Source organism: Azospirillum sp. OGB3 (genome assembly GCF_014192915.1).
In the GTDB taxonomy this organism is placed as follows: Bacteria; Pseudomonadota; Alphaproteobacteria; order Azospirillales; family Azospirillaceae; genus Azospirillum.
This window is the reverse complement of the sequence record NZ_JACHYN010000013.1, coordinates 89,005-106,943: the sequence shown is the minus strand read 5'-3', so window position 1 is coordinate 106,943 and position 17,939 is coordinate 89,005. Positions and strand designations below refer to the sequence as shown.

Below are 17,939 nucleotides of genomic sequence, written 5' to 3'. Positions count from 1 at the left end.
AAAGAGGGGGCACGGTCCATACACCGGTAATCACGCCCCCGCCACCAGCGCAGACGGGAGTTGTGAGGAATGGAAGGCCGGACGGTTTCGACAGGCAAGTTCTCGGTATGCGCGCGGGGAACCGCCGCCCGGCATCTGATCCTGGCCCTGATGGCGACCACCGCGCTCGGCGGCGTCCTGGCCCTCCCCTCCCCGTCCCTGGCCCAGCAGGCCGCACCCGCCGCGCAGACAATGGTCTTCGCGCTGCCGGCGCAGCCCTTGCCCGCGGCGCTCGACACCTTCGCGCGCCAGACCGGCTGGCAGATCGGCTACTCCGCCGATCTGGCCGCCGGGCGCAGCTCCCGCCCGGTGTCGGGCAGCATGACGCCCGCCCAGGCGCTCGACACGCTGCTGTCCGGAACGGGCGCCGGCTACCGCACGACCGGCACCGGCTCCGTGACGCTGGTTCCGGCCCCGACCGGCGACGTCACAATGCTGGCGCCGGTGTCGGTCACCGCCTCGACCGGCGCAGGCAGCGGAAGCGGCAACATCACCATCACCAGGGAGGATCTGGAGCGCAAGAATCCCAGCGACCTCCGCGACGTCTTCTCCGGCGAGCCGACGATCCGCGTGGGAAGTTCCGTGCCGATGTCGCAGAAGGTCTATGTGAACGGCGTCGAGGAAACCAATCTGGCGGTCACCATCGACGGCAGCCGCCAGAACAACAAGGTCTTCCACCACAACGGCACCACGCTGATCGACCCGGCGCTGCTGAAGGTGGCGCGCGTGGACGCCGGCGTCGCCCCCGCCGACGCCGGGCCGGGCGCGCTCGCCGGCTCCATCGCCTACGAGACGAAGGACGCCAGCGACTTCCTGGCGAGCGACGGCATCGGCGCCTTCGGCAAGACCACCTTCAACACAAACGGCTCCGGCCTGACCACCAACCTCGCCGGCTTCGGACGCCACCAGGGGCTGGAGGCGCTGGGCACCGTGACCTACGGCAAGGGCGGCAAGTACACCGCGGGCAACGGACGCAAGGTGGACGGCACCGAGACGGACGTGGTCAGCGGCCTCGGCAAGGCGGCGGTGCAGACGGAAAGCGGCCACCGCTTCCAGGCCAGCTACGAGCGGGTCTACGACGACGCGCCGCGGCCCTTCCGCGCGAACATCGGGTCGCTGGCCGGGCGCCCGGCCTGGGAGCCGCGCGTGCGCGACTACTCGCTCGACCGCCAGAACATGGTCTTCACCTACACCGACGCCCTGCCTACGGAGCTGTGGAACCCCAAGCTGGTGCTCGCCTATGGCCGCACCGACGTGGAGACGCCGATCTTCACCCGCCCGGTCGGCAGCAGCACCGTGCCGGGGAGCTACCCGGGCAAGGGGGCGACCAGCTCCTTCAACGGCAAGCTGGAAAACACCTTCGGCTTCCGGATCGGCACCTTCACGACAGGCACCGACTTCTACGTGGACCGCGCCAACTACCGGGACCGGACGATGTCCGCGACCGAGCGGGCGCGCAACAACGGCCTGTACGGTCAGGCCCGGCTGGAGCCGATGGAGCGTCTGCGCCTGTCCTTCGGCCTGCGCGGCGACCGCCAAACTTTCGAGGGGACGACCGGACGGGAGTGGACCAACCACGGCCTCAGCCACAACATCTCGGGCGAGTTCGACCTGCTGCCCCGCTACCTGACCGCCAAGGCCGGCGTGTCCCGCGGCTGGGGCGGCGTCCAGCTGGCCGAGAACTACATCATGAATCCAGCCTGGAACTACGGCGCCGGCCCGCGCCCGGTGACGGCCTACAACAGCACCGCCGGCCTGGAGGCCCGCTACGAGGGGTTCACCGCGGAAGGCCGGATCTTCCGCACCAAGCTTGACGATGCCCGCGCCGCGCGCTTCGCCGCCACGAGCGCCACCCTCGCCCGCGACGTGCGGTCGGAGGGCTATGAGCTGGGTCTCGGCTACGCCTGGACGAACGGCTTCATCCGCGCCAAATACGCCGACATCGACGTGAAGATCGACGGGCTGCCCGCGGATTCCGACACCGGCACCTACCTCGCCACACCGATCGGGCAGGTCTTCACCGTTGGCGGCGCCCACACCGTGCAGTCCTGGAACCTGACCTTCGGCGCCGATGTGGAGTTCGTGCTCGACTACGACAAGGTCCAGGCCGGGCAGCGGCCGCTGAAGGGGTATCAGACGGCCAACCTGTTCGTGGAGCACCGGCTGCCGGAGCACGCCAACTTGGCGCTGCGCCTCGACGTCCGCAATCTCTTCGACGAGACCTACGCCGACCGTGCCACCTACGGGCAGGAGTTCGGCACCGTCACCCCGCTCTACCAGCCGGGCCGGGCCTTCCTGCTCAGCGCCTCGGCGCAGTTCTGATCCCGCGCCGTGGCTGCGGCAAGGTCATGGCCCACGCGGGCCATGACCGGCGCCCAGTCGCCGGGCGAGTCCTGCCGGTAGAGGCGCATCGTCGGATACCAGGGGCTGTCGTCGCGTCCGCGGAACCAGCGCCAGCAGGCGTCGCAGCGCGACAGCATCCACACCGGACGCCCCATCGCCGCCGCCAAGTGGGCGACCGACGTGTCCACGGTGATGACGAGGTCAAGATGCGCCGCGATGGCCGCGGTATCGGCAAAGTCCGTGACACCCGCCATGGGATCGCTGAGCCGGCCCGCCGCGACGGCCGCCCGCGCCTGCTCCGCCGCTTCCCCGACCTGGAGGCTGACCGCCTCGATCCCCGGCACCGACAGCAGCGGCTCCATCAGCGCGAAGGGCACGCTGCGGCGGCGGTCCATCGCGTGGGAGGTGGGATCGTGGCGCCGCGGGTTGCCCGACCAGACAAATCCGACGCGCAGCGGGCGCGAGCCTGTGGATTCTCCGCTCCGGCTCCAACCGAGCCGTTCCGCCCAGCCGGCCACCAGATCGGGGGGCGGCGTGATGTAGGGGGCGCCGGAGGGAATTGCATCGATGCGCGTTCCGAAGGCGAAGGGCAGGCTCATCAGCGGGCAACACAGGTCGAAACCCGGCAGTCCATCGGCATCGTCGTAGGTGGCCAGACGGTCGATGCCCCGCACCGAGGCCAGGAGGCGGCGCAACTCCGGCTGGACGATCAGCAGCACCCGCGCGCCGCGGTCGGCCAGCAGCGGCGCGTAGCGGACGAATTGCAGGGTGTCTCCCAGACCTTGCTCGTAATAGAGAAGGATGGTCTTGCCAGCGATGCCCTCGCCCCGCCACACCGGCTTGCCGGACACCGCCGCGGATTGGCCGGTGTAGTCCCAGCGCCGTTCGTAAAGCGCCAGCCCCTCTTCCAAATCGCCGAGCGCCAGCTTCAGCACCGCCAGTTCGCAGACCGGATGCGGATGGTCCGGACGCAGGGACTTGGCGGTCTCCAGCGCCGTTTCCGCCGCGTCGAACCGGCCCGCGTCGCGCAGCGCGATGCCCAGATTCAGGAGCGTCTCGAAATGCGACGGGTCGAGAGCGGCCGCGCGTCCCAGCCAGGACACGGCGTCGCCGATCCGGTCATCGGCGGCCAGGGCGGAACCGAGATTGCCCGGAACGCCGCGCGCCGCCGGCTCCAACGCCAGGGCGCGGGCGAAATGACGAATGGCCTCGTCGTGCCGCCCCGCCGCCTTCAGCGCTGCGCCCAGATTGCCGAGGAAATCGGTGTTCGATCCGTCCCGCGCCACCGCGGCGGCGATCAGCGCGACGGCCTCGGCCGGGCGGCCCCTCTGGCCGGCGACGATGCCCAGCAGATGCGAGGCATGAGCCTGCTCCGGATCGACGTCCAGGATGCGCTGGTAGATGATCGCCGCCTCTTCCAGCCGCCCGGCCTGATGGTGGTCGATGGCGACCGCGTAGGCTTCCTCGATCGTCGCCATGCCCGGCCCCTTGCGCTGAAACCGTTAAACGGGAAACCGCCGAACGGACCCGCTCTGCAGTAGACCGACGCCGCGCGGCGCGCAAGCGTCCGTGCGACGGACAGCCTGTCCGCCCGCGTCATGCGCCGTCCCTCTCCCGCATGGCGGGGGGAAGGCGGATGACGAAGCGAGCCCCTCCCGCCTCTTCCCCCTCATCCTCCAGGGTGATGGTGCCGCCGAGCTGGCTGACCGCGTTGTGGACGATGTGCAGACCGAGACCAGCATGGCCGTGTCCGCGGCGCGTGGTGAAGAAGGGATCGAAGATCCGCGCGCGAAGGTCCACCGGGATGCCCCGCCCGTCGTCGGCGACGGACAGTTCCACGACCTCCGCCGAGGCTTTGCGGGCAGCAACCGTTACGGTGCCGCTTTGCCCTTCTCCTCTTTGCCCGTCTGTCCCCTCCCCGTCTGCCCCCTTCCCGTCTGCAAAGCCATGGTTGACCGCGTTCAGCAGGAGATGCGAGACGATCTGCGCGATGGCTTGCGGGTAACCGTCCATCATCAGCCCAGGCGGACAGTCCACGACAACCCGGTGTTCCGCCGCATCCCAGAAGGCTCCCATCGCCTCCACCGCCTGCATCAGGCAGAGGCGGAGGTCAAAGCGCCGGCGCGTTTCCCCCACCGGGTCCATCGCCAGCTCCTTGAAGCGCTGGACCAGCTCGGCCGCGCGGACGGCGTTGTTGACCATCAGTTCGGACACGTCACCCATGTCGGTCAGGAAGCGTTCCAGCTCGCGGCGGCGCAGCTGGCCGGAATCGAGAAGGCGTTTCATCTTCGGCACCTTCTCGCGGATCAGGGTGGAGGTGGTGAGCGTGATGCCCAGCGGCGTGTTGATCTCGTGCGCCACGCCGGCCACCACCTGCCCCAGCGCGGCCAACTTCTCCGCCTGCACCAGATGAGCCTGGGTCCGCCGTAACTCCGCAAGGGTGGAGTCCGCCTGCTCCTTGGCCCGGCGCAGCTCGTCCTCGCGGCGGTTGATCTCAGCGGCGAAGTGGTGAACGGCGCGGGCCATGTCGCCCAGCTCGTCCCGCCGCTCGAGGTCGGTTACCCGCCCGTCACGCGGGTCGCGGGCCAACCGCCGGGTGGCCCCCTGAAGACGGCGCAGGGGGCGCGTGATGCCGCCGGCCACCAGGAGCGCCGCCCCGGCGGCGAACAGCAGGCCGATGGTCGCCCCGATGAGCAGGGTGGAACGCAGCAGGCCGGCGCTGCGCACCGCGCTGTCCTGGAACAGGTCGTTCAGGCGGCGGGCGGTGTTCATCACCGCGGCGGCGTCCATGTCCATCGCGGCGATGGCGCCGTTCTGGCGGGCCAGCCCGTCGGTGGTGCGCTCCAGCCCATCGCGCCACGCGGTGATGGCGGCCAGCATCTCGTCCTGGATGAGCGGGGAGATGGGAAGCCCGGCGACCCGGTCGCGCAACCGCCCGCTGTCGGTTGCGACGTCATGCAGGCCGCGGGGGTCGCGCCGCTCCAGCGCCCTCAGGGTGCGCCCGCTGAGGGTCAGGGCGGTCATGGCGAGCGTCTGGGTCTCCTGCTCCATGGCGTGGGCTGACACGGTGTGGTGCAAAAGCTCCGTCACCTCGTCCTGGACGGCGCTGTAGCCGGTGTCGGCGGCTTTCAGGACCCGCTCGGCGAGCGCGTCGTAACGGGGTGCCAGTTCCGTGAGCGTCGTCCGGTCCAGCCGTTCGGCCCGCAACCGCGTCAACTCGTCCAGCGCCGTCCCATGGGCGGTGTCGGCGGGAAGCGACGCGGCAAGCCCCTCGGCGGCTCGCTCCACACGGTCCAGCCAGAAAGCCAGGGCATCGGACCGCGCCGCCGCGTTGGGTAACGATTCGGCTGGCGAGTCGGGTGGTTCGGCACCAAGCACCTCGTCCTTCGCGGCCAGCCGGGCGCTCAGAATCGCTTCCCGCAACCTGTGCAGGCCATCCACGAGATTGCGGCTGTCGCGCATCTGCCGGTCGGCCTCGGCCAGGGAGGCGACGAGCGCCGCGTTGGCGGCGTGCTGCCGCTGGCGCGCCTGTTCGGCCAAAGCGAGAAGACGCGCCTCCTGCTCCGCCATGCCGCGGGCACGGGCATCACTGAAGGCGATGGCATCCACCAACTCCTCCAGCCGGGCGGCGTGACGGTCGGACGCGCGGCGGGCGGTTTCCACGGCGTCGGCCTGGATGCCCTGGTCCGCCAGCCCACCCAGCGCGTCAAGCGCCGCCCGCGCGCCGTGGGTGGCGCGGCGGAAGGTGACCTCATGGGGAAGGCGGCCTTCAGGGGGCGAATGGATGAAGTCGTTGCGGGCCGCGGTGGCGGCGATCATCTCGCGGTAGACGGTGCCGGCCAGAACCGCGGCCTCGCGCGAGCGGCCGGCGCGCTCCAGCAGAATCCAGGCGGACACCGCGATCAACGCCGCGATGACCACCGGAATTCCACCCACCGTCGCTATGCGATACGAGATCCTCATCACGCTCCGCCGGCTGCCGTTCCTCCAGGGGACTGCGGAACAGGCCGGCGGCGGAACAACGCAAAGCTAGCGATAGCACTCTTGAGTTGTCGAGTTCTTTCAATTTTGGCGAAAATTAAAACTAATTTGCGGTACAGCCGGCAATCAGCGGATGCGACGATCCTCTCCTCTCAGCGCCCTGCCCCGCTGGGCGCGGGGCTGGTCGGGGTCGGCGCGGCGGTGCCGAGCGTCGGCGCCGCGGTCGGGTCCGCCTCGACGCGGCGCTTCAAAACCATCAAACCAAGCGTCGTCACGACGGTTCCGGCGACGATAGCCAGGACGTAGGGGCCGAGCGGCGCCACCGCGTTGGGGATCGCCAGCACGAAGACGCCGCCGTGCGGCGCCCGCAACCCGCAGCCGAACCACATCGACAAGGCGCCGGCCACCGCCGACCCGGCCATGGCGGCGGGGATGACGCGCAGCGGGTCCTTGGCGGCGAAGGGAATCGCCCCTTCGGTGATGAAGGCGAGGCCGAGCACGCCCGCAGCCTTGCCCGCCTCGCGCTCCTGCATCGTGAACCGGCTGGGCACGACCAGGGTGGCGAGCGCCAACCCGAGCGGCGGCGTCATGCCCGCCGCCATCACCGCGGCCATCGGCGTGTAGGTGCTGGAGGCGAGAAGCCCGACCGCGAAGGTGTAGGCCGCCTTGTTGACCGGCCCGCCCATGTCCAGCGCCATCATGGCGCCCAGAAGCGCGCCGAGCGCCACCGCGTTGGCGCCGGTCATGCTCTGCAGGAAGGCGGTCAGCCCGTTCATGATCGCGGCGACCGGCGTGCCGATGACGTAGATCATCAGCAGACCGACCGCCAGCGTGCCAAGGAGCGGGATGATCAGCACCGGCTTCAGCCCTTCCAGATTCTGCGGCAGCCGGATGGTGTCGCGCAGCCAGCGGGCGATGTAGCCGGCCAGGAAACCCGCCACAATGCCGCCCAGGAAGCCCGCCCCGATCTTCGCGGCCAGCATCCCGCCGATGAATCCGGGAGCGAGGCCGGGCCGGTCGGCGATGGAATAGGCGATGTAGCCGGCCAGCACCGGCACCATCAGCCCGAAGGCGGCCTCGCCGCCGATCTGCATCAGCGCCGCCGGAAGGGTTCCCGGTTCCTTGAAGGCCTCGATGCCGAAGACGAAGGACAGGGCGATGATCAGGCCGCCGGCCACCACGAGGGGCAGCATGAAGGACACGCCGGTCAGCAGATGCTTGTAGGGGCCGGCCTGCGCCTCCTTCTGCCGTGCCTTTGCCCCCGACACCGCGTCGGCATAGGCGGGAGCGGCGGCGCTTCCCGTCGCGGCGGGAGGCGGCAGGGCGATCGCCTCGTCGATCACACGGGCGGGCTGCTTCAGCGCCTCGCCCACCGAGGTCTTCAGCAGCCGTTTGCCGGCGAAGCGGTCGGTGGCGACGTGGGTGTCGGCGCCGATGATGACGGCCTCGGCCTCGGCGATCTCCTCCTCGGTCAGCGCGTTCTTTGCGCCGACCGAGCCCTGGGTCTCGACCTTGATGCGGTAGCCCCTGGCCTGGGCGGCCTGTTTCAGCGCCTCGGCGGCCATGAAGGTATGGGCGATGCCGGTCGGGCAGGCGGTGATGGCGACCAGAAGGCCGGGGCTGCGCACCACGGTGGGTGTCGGCTTCGGGGCGGGCTGCGGAGCGGCGGCTTCGGTCTGCGCGCCGGGGACATCGGCCAGGGCGTTGCCGATCACCGCCTTGGTGTCGCGGATGGCGGCGGCGGTGGAGGTGCGCAGGATCGGCTTACCGGCGAAACGGGAATCGTCCACGGCGATGTCGGTGGCCAGGACCACCGCGTCGGCCGCCGCGATGTCGGCCGCGGAGAGCGGCGTCTGCACGCCGTTCGCCCCCTGGGTCTCCACCGCGATGGTGTGGCCCATCAGCGCAGCGGTGCGGCGCAGCGCCTCGGCCGCCATGACGGTGTGGGCGATCCCCGTCGGGCAGGCGGTCACAGCCACGAGCTTTGCCATCGCGATCCCTCCGGCGCTGAAATGCCTTACAATTCCTCCACCCGAACGGCCCGCATCAGCTCGGCGAGACGCTCCGGTGGCGGCAGTTCGGGGCCGAGGCGCGACAGCGTGCCAGCGGCAAAGGCGGTGCCGCGCCGCGCGCACTCCTCCAGCCCGCCCCCGTCCAGCCGGGCGGCGACGACCCCGGCGACCATGGCGTCCCCGGCGCCGACGGTGCTGGCGACCTCGACGGGCGGCGGCACGGCGAGCAGAGCGCGGCCGCCCTCCACGAAGACGGCACCCTCGGCGCCCAGCGACACGACGACGAGCGCGATGCCGGACTCCGACAGCTCGCGGGCCGCGTGCACCACCTCGGCGCGATCCTTCAGCGGGCGGCCGAGCAGTTCGGCCAGCTCCGCCGCGTTCGGTTTCACCATATCAGGGCGGGCGGCCACGGCGTGGCGCAGCGGCGGGCCGCTGGCGTCCACCACCACGAAGGCGCCGCGCCGGTGCAGGGCGGTGACCATCTCGGCGTAGGCGGTGTCCGGCACACCCGCCGGGACGCTGCCCGACAGGACGAAGGTCCGGTTGGCGGCGGCGAGGTCGTTCACCACGGTCAACAGCCCCCGCCAGCTTTCCGCCGGGACATGCAGGCCCGGCAGGTTGATGTCGGTGACGGAACGGCCTTCACGATCCACCAGCTTGATGTTCACCCGGCTGCGGCCGGCCAAGCGCAGGCAGCGGTCGCGGATGCCGCGGCGGCGGAACAGCGCGTCGAAGGCGGCGGTGTTCTCCTCGCCGAGGAAGCCGGTGGCGGTCACCGGAATGGAGCCGCCAGACAGGAAGGCGGCGACGTTGATGCCCTTGCCGCCGGCGGTCCGCGTTTCGGCGACCGCCCGGTTGACCGCTCCGGCGGCGAAGCCCGGCACGTCGAGGGTCTGGTCGATGGCGGCGTTCAGCGTCACGGTGACGACGCCGGGGCGTGGGGTGGTTGCTGTGGTCATGACAGGCCTCCGGCGTCGGCGAAACGTTGGCGGACCAGAGTCCTTACCTCCGCCGCGTCGGCGCAGTCCAGCGCCTCGCGGGCGGTGCGCTCGGCGTCGGCCATGGCAATGGCGCGCAGCCGCGCCTTGACCGAGGGAACCGCGGGAATGGCCACGCTCAGCTCCGCGACGCCCAGCCCGGACAGCAGCACCGCTCCCGCCGGGTCGCCGGCCACGCCGCCGCAGGCGCCGACCCAGATTCCGGCGCGGCGGGCGGCGTCCACCGTGCGCTCCACCATGCGCAGGACGGCGGGGTGCAGCCCGTCGGCCTGCGGGGCCAGCACCGGGTGCAACCGGTCCATCGCCAGCACATACTGCGTCAGGTCGTTGGTGCCGATGGAGAAGAAGGACACCTCCCGTGCCAGCCGGTCGGCCATCATCACGGCGGACGGCACCTCGATCATGATGCCCAGTTCAACCGGCGGCACGTCCAGTTCCCGCCGCACCGCCTCGGTGATCGCCTTGGCGCGCTCCAGCTCCGCCGGGGTGGCGATCATCGGGTACATGATGCGCACCGGCCCCTCCGCGGAGGCTCGCAGCATGGCGCGCAGCTGGGTGCGGAACAGGTCCTCCCGCTCGAAGCACAGGCGGATGCCGCGCACGCCCAGGAAGGGGTTGCCCTCCGCCGGCATGCGCAGATAGGGGACGTTCTTGTCGCCGCCGATGTCCAGCGTGCGCAGGATGATCGGCAGCCCGTTCATCGCCCGCACCATGGTCCGGTAGGCGGCGAACTGCTCCTCCTCGTCCGGCGGCAGGTCGCGCTGGAGGAACAGGAACTCGGTGCGCATCAGCCCGACGCCCTCGCCGCCCGCCTCGACGGCCTGCACCGCCTCCGCCGGGTCCGAGATGTTGGCGGCGACCTCGACGCGCCGTCCGTCCGTGGTGATGGCCGGCTTGTAGCGGTCGAGCCGCTCGGCCTCCCGCCGCTCGCCCACCCTGACCCGGGCCTCGGCGGCGCGGCCGCGGTCGCGCTCGCTGGGGTCGGCGACCAGCACCCCGCCGTCGCCATCGAGGATCGCCGCCCGTCCGTTCTCCAGATCCAGTGCGGAAGGACCGGCGGCGACGACCGCGGGGATGTCCAGCGAACGCGCGATGATCGCCGTGTGGGAGGTGGCGCCGCCCCCCGCCGTGCACAGCCCCAGCACCTTGGCCGGGTCGAGCTTGGCCGTGTCGGACGGCTCCAGATCCTCGGCCAGCAGGATGACGGGATGGTCCGGCAGGGCTGCCACGCTCTCCGTCACCACGGCGAGCAGGCGCAGCACGCGGCGTCCGACGTCGCTGAGGTCGGCGGCCCGCCCGGCCAGCAGCGGGTCGGCGAGCTGGGCCAGCGTGCCGGCGCGCTCCTCGTAGACGGTGCGCCACGCCCAGCCGGCGCTCTTGCCCTGGCCGATCAGGGCGTGGGCCTCGGCGACCATCTCCGGATCGTCGAGAAGCTCCTGATGCGCCTTGAAAATGGCGGCCTTGGCGGCGCCGGCCTTCTTCCAGAACTCCTCGTGCAGATTGCGCAGGTCGGCGGCGGCGGCGGCGAGCGCCTGATCCAGCCGGCGGTGCTGGGCTTCTGGGTCCGGGGCGGTCTCGGCGACCGTCAGCTCCTCGCGCTGGAACTTCCAGACCGGGCCGGTGGAGACGCCGGGGGAGGCGGAGATGCCGGCGATCACCCGCCCGTCATAATCGAGGTCCGCCGGGACGGCCCGCGGCGCCGGCTCAGCCACGGGCGTCGCCGTGGAGACCGGCTCGTCCAGCCCTGCCTCGAAAGCGGCGCGGATGGCCTGGAGCGCCGCCGCCGCGTCCTCGCCCGCGGCGGTGACGGTCAGCGGCTGACCACCGGACGCGCCAAGGCGCAGCAGGGAAATCAGGCTCTTGGCGTTGGCCGTGGTGCCGCCGTGCCGGACGGCGATCTCGGCGCGGAAGCGCTTGGCGACCTCGACCAGCGCCGTCGCCGGGCGGGCGTGCAGCCCGTGGGGCGTCGGGGCGGTGACCGCGATGGAGTCCCCGTCGATGGGAGGCGCGGTGGACGCCGCCGCGGGTGCGGCGGGCGCCTCGCCGTTCAGAACGGCCATGATGGCGCGCGGATCGCCCGTGCCGCCCAGCCGCGCGGCCTCCGCCGGGTCGCCCAGCACGCCGGTCAGCCGCTGCAGCACGGCGATGTGCTCGTCCGACTTGGCGGCGATGCCGACGACCAGCCGCGCCGTCTCCCCGCCGCCCCAATCGACGCCCTGGGGGAACTGGACGACCACCACGCCGGTCCGCCGCACCAGATCGCGCGCCTCGGGAAGCCCGTGGGGGATGGCGATGCCGCTGCCGAGATAGGTGCCGGACACCGCCTCGCGGCCCAGCATGCTGTCGATGTAGCCGGGATCGATCAGTCCACTGTCGACCATCGCCCGGCCGGCGATGCGGATGGCCTCCGTCTTGTCCGGCGCCGAGAGCCCAAGGCGCACCTGCGATTCGGAGACCTGAAGCATCGCCCGTCCTCCCCCCTCGCGGAGTCCATGCGCGGGGCCGGACTCGTCCTTAGAGGAGGATAACGCATCAGTCGCAGTGGCGTTCCGGGACAGATTCGCGCATAGGGCCGCCACTACCACCACTGCCGCCACCGCGCGTGTGGGCCAGCATGCCGGTGACGCGGGCGACCAGCGCCGTCGTTTCGAAGGGCTTCTGGAGCACCTCGCAGCCCGGCTCCAGGATGCCGGTGCCGAGCGTGGCGTCGTAAGCGTAGCCGGTCATGAACAGCACGCCCAGCTCGGGCCGCCGCTCATGCACCGCCTCGGCCAGCTGCCGCCCGTTCATGCCGGGAAGCCCGACGTCGGTCACCACCAGATCCGCGCGCAGGCCGCTGTCCAGCAGCTCCAGCGCCTCCGTCCCGTCCGATGCCTCGACGACGTCCAGCCCGGCATCTTCCAGCGCCTGCACCGCGACCATGCGGACCAGCGCCTCGTCCTCGACCAGCAGAACGGTTCCCGCGGTGTTGTCCGCCGCCGCATCCGTCCCTCCTTTGGCGGCGGGCACCGCGGCAGCCCCCGGCGGAAGGCTGGTGCCCTCCGCCCCGTCGCAGCGCGGCAGATAGAGGCGCACGGCGGTGCCACGCCCGGCCTCGCTGTCGATGCGCACCAGCCCGTGGGACTGGCTGACGAAGCCATAGACCTGCGACAGTCCCAGCCCAGTCCCCTGCCCGATCGGCTTGGTGGTGAAGAACGGGTCGAAGGCGCGCTTGATGATGTCGGGCGGCATGCCCATGCCGGTGTCGGCCACGGTCAAGACGACGTAGTCGCCGGGCGCCGCGCCGGAGGCGTCGCCCGCCACGTCGGCCGCCGTCAGATGGGCGTTGGCGGCGCTGATGGTGATGCGCCCGCCGTCCGGCATGGCGTCGCGGGCGTTCACCACCAGATTCAGCAGGGCGATCTCCAGCTGGTTGGAGTCGCACCAGGCCGCCCAGACGTCCGGCGGGCAATCGGTCGCGATGGACACCTGCTCGCCCACCGTGCGGCGCAGCAGGTCCTCCATCCCCTCGACCAGCACGCAGGGCTCCGTCGCGTCCGGGCGCAGCGGCTGCCGCCGGGCGAAGGCGAGCAGGCGTTGCGTCAGCCCGGCGGCGCGGGTCGCCCCGACCTTGGCGTGGCTGGCGTAGTCGCGCAGGTCGCCCCGCTCCGCCGTGTCCAGCCGGGACAGCAGCAGATCCAGGTTGCCCGAGATCGCCGTCAGCAGGTTGTTGAAGTCGTGGGCGATGCCGCCGGTCAGCTGGCCCAGCGCGTCCATCTTCTGGGAATGGCGCAGCGCCTCCTCGGCCCGCTCGCGCTCCGCCTCGGCGCGCAGCCGGGCGGAGACGTCGACCACGGCGGCCATGGTGCGCAGGAAACCGCCCCACCCGTCGCGCTCGATCCGGGCGGAGACCAATACGTCGGCGACCTCCCCCGACCGCTTGACCAGCCGGTAGGGCATGTCCTGGAAGGCGCCGAGCCGCAGCAGCTCCGGCCAGAGGTGCTCCCGGTGCTCCCGCGCGACGTCCGGCGGCATGAACTCCGCGATGTTGCGGCCGAGCACCTGCCCCCGGCTCTCATAGCCCATGAACTCCAGCCAGCGGTCGCTGACGCTCAGCAGCCGCCCCTCGGCGTCCAGCGAATGCAGCGGCACCGGCGTCTTGGCGTAGAGCGCGCTGAGGTCGGCCTGGGCGCGCTGCCGCTCCGCCACTTCGCCCAGCAGGCGGCGGTTGGCGGCCACCAGCTCCGCCGTGCGCTCGGCCACCTGCCGTTCCAGATCCTCGCGTGCGTCGGCCTGGGCGGTGCGGGACTTCACCGCGTCGTCGACGTCGGTGCAGGTGCCGAACCAGCGGGTGATCCGCCCGTCCCCGTCGCGCAGCGGCACCGCCCGCCCGAGGAACCAGCGGTAGCGGCCCCCGGCTTCGCGCAGCCGGTACTCGACCTCGTAGGCGTCGCCCGACCGCACCGCGGCGGTCCACAGGGCGGCGGTGCGCGCCCGATCGTCCGGATGCACCACCTCCATCCAGGCGGTCCCGGTCATCGCCTCCGGCCGCGTGCCGGTGTAGGCGAACCAATGCAGGTTGTAGTAATCGGGAAGGCCGTCCGGCGGAGCCGACCAGACGAGCTGGGGCATGCTTTCCGCGATGGCGCGGAACTTGGCCTCGCTGTCGCGCAGCGCGATTTCCGAGGCGCGGCGGTCGGTGATGTCGCGCACCACCACCGAATAGGCGGCCGGCGCGCCCGTGGCGTCGCGCGCCACGGTCAGCACGGTGGAGCCGAAGAAGCGCCGCCCGTCCCGCGCCGCGTGGATCCATTCGACCTCGCAACGCTCCTTCTCCGCCACCCCGGCCAGCAGGCCGCGGATGTTCTCCGCGCAGCGTTCCTCCGGCGCGAAGAGCAGGGACAGGGGGCGGCCCAGCGCCTCCTCCTCCGTGTGGCCGAACAGGCGGCGGCTGCCCTCGTTCCACGAGGTGATGCGGCCCTCCGGGTCCAGCGTGACGATGGCGTAGTCGCGGATGTCGTCGATGGCCTGCCGCAGCCGGCGCAGATTCTCCTCGGCCAGCCGCCGCTCGGCCAGGGTGCGGGCCTCGACGATCGCCCGCTCCACCGCGGCGGGCAGATGGGCCAGCCGCTGCTTCAGCACATAGTCGCGCGCGCCCATCTTCAGCGCCGACACCGCCGTCTCCTCCCCCATGCGCCCGGACAGGAACAGGAAGGGGGTTTCCGGAGCACGGGCCTTGGCGATGCCCAGCGCCTCCAGCCCGTCGAAATCGGGCAGGGAGAAATCGGCCAGGATCAGGTCGAAGCGCCGCCCGTCCGCCGCCGCCTTGACCAGCGCCGCCTCGAAGGCCGCGCGGGTGTCCACGCGGGTCACGTCGCAGGTGATTCCCGCCTTCCGCAGGCGTGCGCAGGCCAGCTCGCAGTCCAGCGGGCTGTCTTCCAGATGCAGGATGGTCACCGCGGAGGGCATAGCGGAGGGCATTCCTTCAGGCGCCTTTACCCGCGGGCGGGGTTCCCGCCGGACGGCGGGCGCAGCCGACCGGGGGTTCGTTCAGGATCGCCCAGAAGGCGCCCAGGTCGCGGATCGCCTGGAAAAAGGCCTTGAAGTCCACCGGCTTCACCACGAAGGCGTTCACGCCCAGCTTGTAGCTGCGCACGAGGTCGCTTTCCTCACGCGACGCGGTGAGCATCACGATGGGGACGTGCCGGGTCTCCGGATCGCTCTTCACCCGCTCCAGCACCTCCAGCCCGTCGATCTTCGGCAGCTTGAGGTCGAGCAGGACAACGGCGGGAAGCTGTGTCGGCTTTCCGGTTTCCGGATCGCGGCGGGTCAGCATGCTCAACGCCTCCTCGCCGTCGCGCGCGACGATCACGTCGTTGGCGAGCTGGCATTTCTCCAGCGCCGCCAGGGTCAGCTCCAGGTCCCGCGGGTTGTCTTCGACCAGCAGGATGGGTTTCAGGTCACTCATCGAGGTCTCGCAGATCCGGTTTCGCCGTCCCGGCCTTCGGCAGCGTGAAGTAGAAGATGGCCCCCTTGTCGAGCCGACCGTCGGCCCAGGTCCGTCCGCCATGGCGGTCCACGGCGCGGCGCACGTTGGCCAGTCCGATGCCGATGCCTTCGAACTCCTCGTTGCGGTGCAGCCGTTGGAAGACCCCGAACAGCTTCTTCTCGTATGCCTGATTGAAGCCGACCCCGTTGTCCCTGACGAAGAAGATGGTTTCGGTGGACCGGTCTTCGCAACCCACGGCGATGCGCGCCGGTTCCCGGCCGCGGGAGTATTTGATGGCGTTCGACAAAAGATTTTGCAGAACCAGCCGCATCATCACGGGATCGCCGCGCACCGTGGGCAGCGGGGCGATGTCCCACTCGATGGCCCGCCCGGCGGTGTCGGGGGCCAGCGTCTCCCGCACCTCCGCGACCAGGGCGTTCATGTCCATGGACACAGGGGTCAACTCGCTGCGGCCCATCTGGGAGAAGTGCAGCAGATTGTCCACCAAGGTGCCGGCGCTGTTGGCCGCGTCCACGATGACGTCCAGGTAGCGCTTCCCGGTTGCGCTCAACCGGTCCGCCTCCAGCTCCTGCAACAGCTCGGCGTAGCCGACGATGTGGCGGAACGGCGCGCGCAGGTCGTGGGAGACGGAGTAGGAGAAGGACTCCAGCTCCTTGTTGGAGCGCGCCAGCTCCCGCGACAGGGCGGCCAGTTCCTCGGCCTTGCGCAGGACGATGCCGATGACGGCGTGGCGCAGCGCCGCGGCGGTGTCGCGCTCCGCCGCGCTCCAAGGCAGCGCGCGGTGGCGCACCGTCTCCTTCCAGGTCTCGAAGGAGGCGCGCGGGCTCAGGCCCCGCCCGTCACGGTCGAGCGGCTTGCGCGGGTCACCGCCCCAGCGGACGGTGCGCACCACCTCGGGCCGGAACCACAGCACGTAGCTGGCGTGCAGCTTCGACACGGCGACGGCCAGCAGCCCCGCAGCCTTGCCTTCGAAGTCCGCGGCGGCCGGGTAGAGGGCGGGCAGGCTGTCGGTCTCGAACTGCTCCGGCTCGCCCTGGGTGGCCAACCAGTCCACGAGGTCGCGCACCTGCTCTTCCGTCGGGGTGTCGCCGACCAGCGTGCAGCGCCGCTCGAAGACCACGGCGGCGCCGCTGGCGTTGGCGAAGCGCAGCAGGTCGTCGGGATGCTCGGTCAGGCCGGTGATGAAGGGATCGGCCTGGGCCATGGCGGCCAGCAGCCGCGCCTGGATGGCCTGCAGGGCGATGCGGTGCTCGGCGTCGCGCCGGTCCTCCACCGCGGCGATGCGCACCGACAGGATTTGGGCGATCAGGTCGCACGCCGAGCGCACGGCGTAGGACACCGCCTTCGGCTCGTGGTGGTGGCAGGAGACCAGTCCCCACAGGGCGCCGTGGAGCAGGATCGACACCGACATGGAGGAGGCGGTTTCCATGTTCCGCATGTACTGCACATGCACCGGCGACACGCTGCGCAGGACGGAAAAGCTGAGATCGAGCGGCAGCGCTCCTTCGGGGACCGGCGACAACGCGACCAGCGGCACCGGGGCGTAGCCGGCATCGGGGATCAGCCGCTGGCGGTTCAGCCGGTACAGCTCGCGCGCCTGGGTCGGGATGTCGGAGGCCGGAAAGCGCAGGTCCATGTAGGAGGGCAGCCGTCCGTTCCCGTCCTCCGCCACCACCGTGCCGTGCCAGTCGGCGTCGAAGCGGTAGATCAGCACGCGGTCGAAGCCGGTCAGCGCGCGGACCTCCTGCGCGGCGCAGCTCAGAAGGTCCGTCGGCGCGTTCAGCGCGTCCATCCGCTCCAGCGCCTCGCGCATGCGCGGGTAGACGTGGTCGAGGAGGTCGGTCTCCAGCCCGTCCAGCCGCTCCAGTTCCAGGATCACCACGCGGTTGCCCACCGCGTCATCGACGGCGTGGGCAAGAAGCTGATGACGCCCAGCACCGGGCAATTCGGTCACGGCGACCGGCACCGGGCGGGAGGGAACCGGACCGGCGGCAAGGAAAGAGCGAACTGCGGCGGCGATCTGCGGGTGCAGCGCCCGCTCCAGCGCCAGACCCAACGCCTGCTCCAGCGGCAGGGACAGCGCCGGCGCGGCGTTGGCGCTGGCCTGGATCAGGGGGGCGCCGGCATCGCTTCCGGAGAAGGCCAACAGCATGCCGTGGGGCTGGATGCTGCCGGGGCGATGGATCGGTTCCCGGCTGCAGGCGTCGAGGTCCAAATCACCAACGGTCATGGCGCTGGTCCTTGTCGCAGCGTTCACTCCGAAAACAAAGACAATCCAATAGGTCGCTCCTTAATGCCCTGCTCGCCGTCCGGTCTATTCGATGATTTCAGATAATGTCGAATGTTTCGACGTGGCGGGCATCTCTTTGGTTATCAACGGCGGGGGACTGAGACAATACCACTTCAGAACAAGGGCATAAGCGATTGGTCATATAGGTTGCCTTTCGTTTCAGGCAACGTGGGAAGAGGGGGTAGGACAGGATACGGGAAATCGCCCGGGGCGGATCCACGCGGTTGGAACTTTTCGACCGGACCGCGTAAAATCTGCTCCGCGGCTTCGGGCGGAACGGGTCC

General features: G+C 70.9%; 9 protein-coding genes. 1 reads left to right on the top strand and 8 read right to left on the bottom strand.

Going from position 1 to position 17,939, the window contains the following annotated elements; translation table 11 throughout:
- Positions 1 to 69 precede the first annotated feature (69 nt).
- On the top strand, positions 70 to 2,361 hold the full coding sequence (locus FHW79_RS22850; protein ID WP_183181019.1) for a TonB-dependent receptor: 2,292 nt from the start codon (positions 70 to 72) through the stop codon (positions 2,359 to 2,361).
- On the opposite strand, the gene FHW79_RS22845 is transcribed toward FHW79_RS22850, so the two are convergent.
- From FHW79_RS22845 to FHW79_RS22810, 8 genes are all read right to left on the bottom strand, one after another.
- Positions 2,313 to 3,860 carry a tetratricopeptide repeat protein gene (locus FHW79_RS22845; RefSeq protein ID WP_183181018.1) on the bottom strand — a complete coding sequence of 516 codons (1,548 nt, stop codon included), beginning with the start codon at positions 3,858 to 3,860 and terminating at the stop codon, positions 2,313 to 2,315. The genes FHW79_RS22850 and FHW79_RS22845 overlap by 49 nt on opposite strands.
- A 118-nt stretch (positions 3,861 to 3,978) precedes the next feature.
- Positions 3,979 to 6,345: a HAMP domain-containing sensor histidine kinase gene (locus tag FHW79_RS22840; RefSeq protein ID WP_247884550.1), complete on the bottom strand. Its 2,367-nt coding sequence runs from the start codon at positions 6,343 to 6,345 to the stop codon at positions 3,979 to 3,981.
- A 170-nt stretch (positions 6,346 to 6,515) separates the two neighbouring features.
- Complete coding sequence (locus FHW79_RS22835; protein ID WP_183181017.1) at positions 6,516 to 8,354, bottom strand: PTS fructose-like transporter subunit IIB; 1,839 nt, start codon at positions 8,352 to 8,354, stop codon at positions 6,516 to 6,518.
- A 26-nt stretch (positions 8,355 to 8,380) separates the two neighbouring features.
- Positions 8,381 to 9,337, bottom strand: coding sequence for a 1-phosphofructokinase (pfkB, locus tag FHW79_RS22830; protein WP_183181016.1), 957 nt, complete (start codon positions 9,335 to 9,337; stop codon positions 8,381 to 8,383).
- Positions 9,334 to 11,841 carry a phosphoenolpyruvate--protein phosphotransferase gene (gene ptsP, locus FHW79_RS22825; RefSeq protein WP_183181015.1) on the bottom strand — a complete coding sequence of 836 codons (2,508 nt, stop codon included), beginning with the start codon at positions 11,839 to 11,841 and terminating at the stop codon, positions 9,334 to 9,336. The genes pfkB and ptsP overlap by 4 nt, the downstream gene beginning before the upstream one ends.
- A 67-nt stretch (positions 11,842 to 11,908) precedes the next feature.
- Complete coding sequence (locus tag FHW79_RS22820) at positions 11,909 to 14,824, bottom strand: PAS domain S-box protein (RefSeq protein ID WP_183181014.1); 2,916 nt, start codon at positions 14,822 to 14,824, stop codon at positions 11,909 to 11,911.
- Between the two features lie 16 nt (positions 14,825 to 14,840).
- Positions 14,841 to 15,323 carry a response regulator gene (locus FHW79_RS22815; RefSeq protein WP_183181013.1) on the bottom strand — a complete coding sequence of 161 codons (483 nt, stop codon included), beginning with the start codon at positions 15,321 to 15,323 and terminating at the stop codon, positions 14,841 to 14,843.
- Entirely contained in the window at positions 15,316 to 17,595 is a 2,280-nt protein-coding gene (locus FHW79_RS22810; protein WP_183181012.1) for an ATP-binding protein, read from the bottom strand. The genes FHW79_RS22815 and FHW79_RS22810 overlap by 8 nt, the downstream gene beginning before the upstream one ends.
- Positions 17,596 to 17,939: the final 344 nt, after the last annotated feature.

Excerpts from the sequence above, each read along its gene's own strand:
- FHW79_RS22810 (WP_183181012.1), bottom strand. The coding sequence starts at position 17,595 with ATGACCGTTGGTGATTTGGACCTCGACGCCTGCAGCCGGGAACCGATC.
- FHW79_RS22835 (WP_183181017.1), bottom strand. The coding sequence starts at position 8,354 with ATGGCAAAGCTCGTGGCTGTGACCGCCTGCCCGACGGGGATCGCCCAC.
- ptsP (WP_183181015.1), bottom strand. The coding sequence starts at position 11,841 with ATGCTTCAGGTCTCCGAATCGCAGGTGCGCCTTGGGCTCTCGGCGCCG.
- FHW79_RS22815 (WP_183181013.1), bottom strand. The coding sequence starts at position 15,323 with ATGAGTGACCTGAAACCCATCCTGCTGGTCGAAGACAACCCGCGGGAC.
- FHW79_RS22845 (WP_183181018.1), bottom strand. The coding sequence starts at position 3,860 with ATGGCGACGATCGAGGAAGCCTACGCGGTCGCCATCGACCACCATCAG.
- FHW79_RS22840 (WP_247884550.1), bottom strand. The coding sequence starts at position 6,345 with ATGAGGATCTCGTATCGCATAGCGACGGTGGGTGGAATTCCGGTGGTC.
- FHW79_RS22820 (WP_183181014.1), bottom strand. The coding sequence starts at position 14,824 with ATGCCCTCCGCGGTGACCATCCTGCATCTGGAAGACAGCCCGCTGGAC.
- pfkB (WP_183181016.1), bottom strand. The coding sequence starts at position 9,337 with ATGACCACAGCAACCACCCCACGCCCCGGCGTCGTCACCGTGACGCTG.
- FHW79_RS22850 (WP_183181019.1), top strand. The coding sequence starts at position 70 with ATGGAAGGCCGGACGGTTTCGACAGGCAAGTTCTCGGTATGCGCGCGG.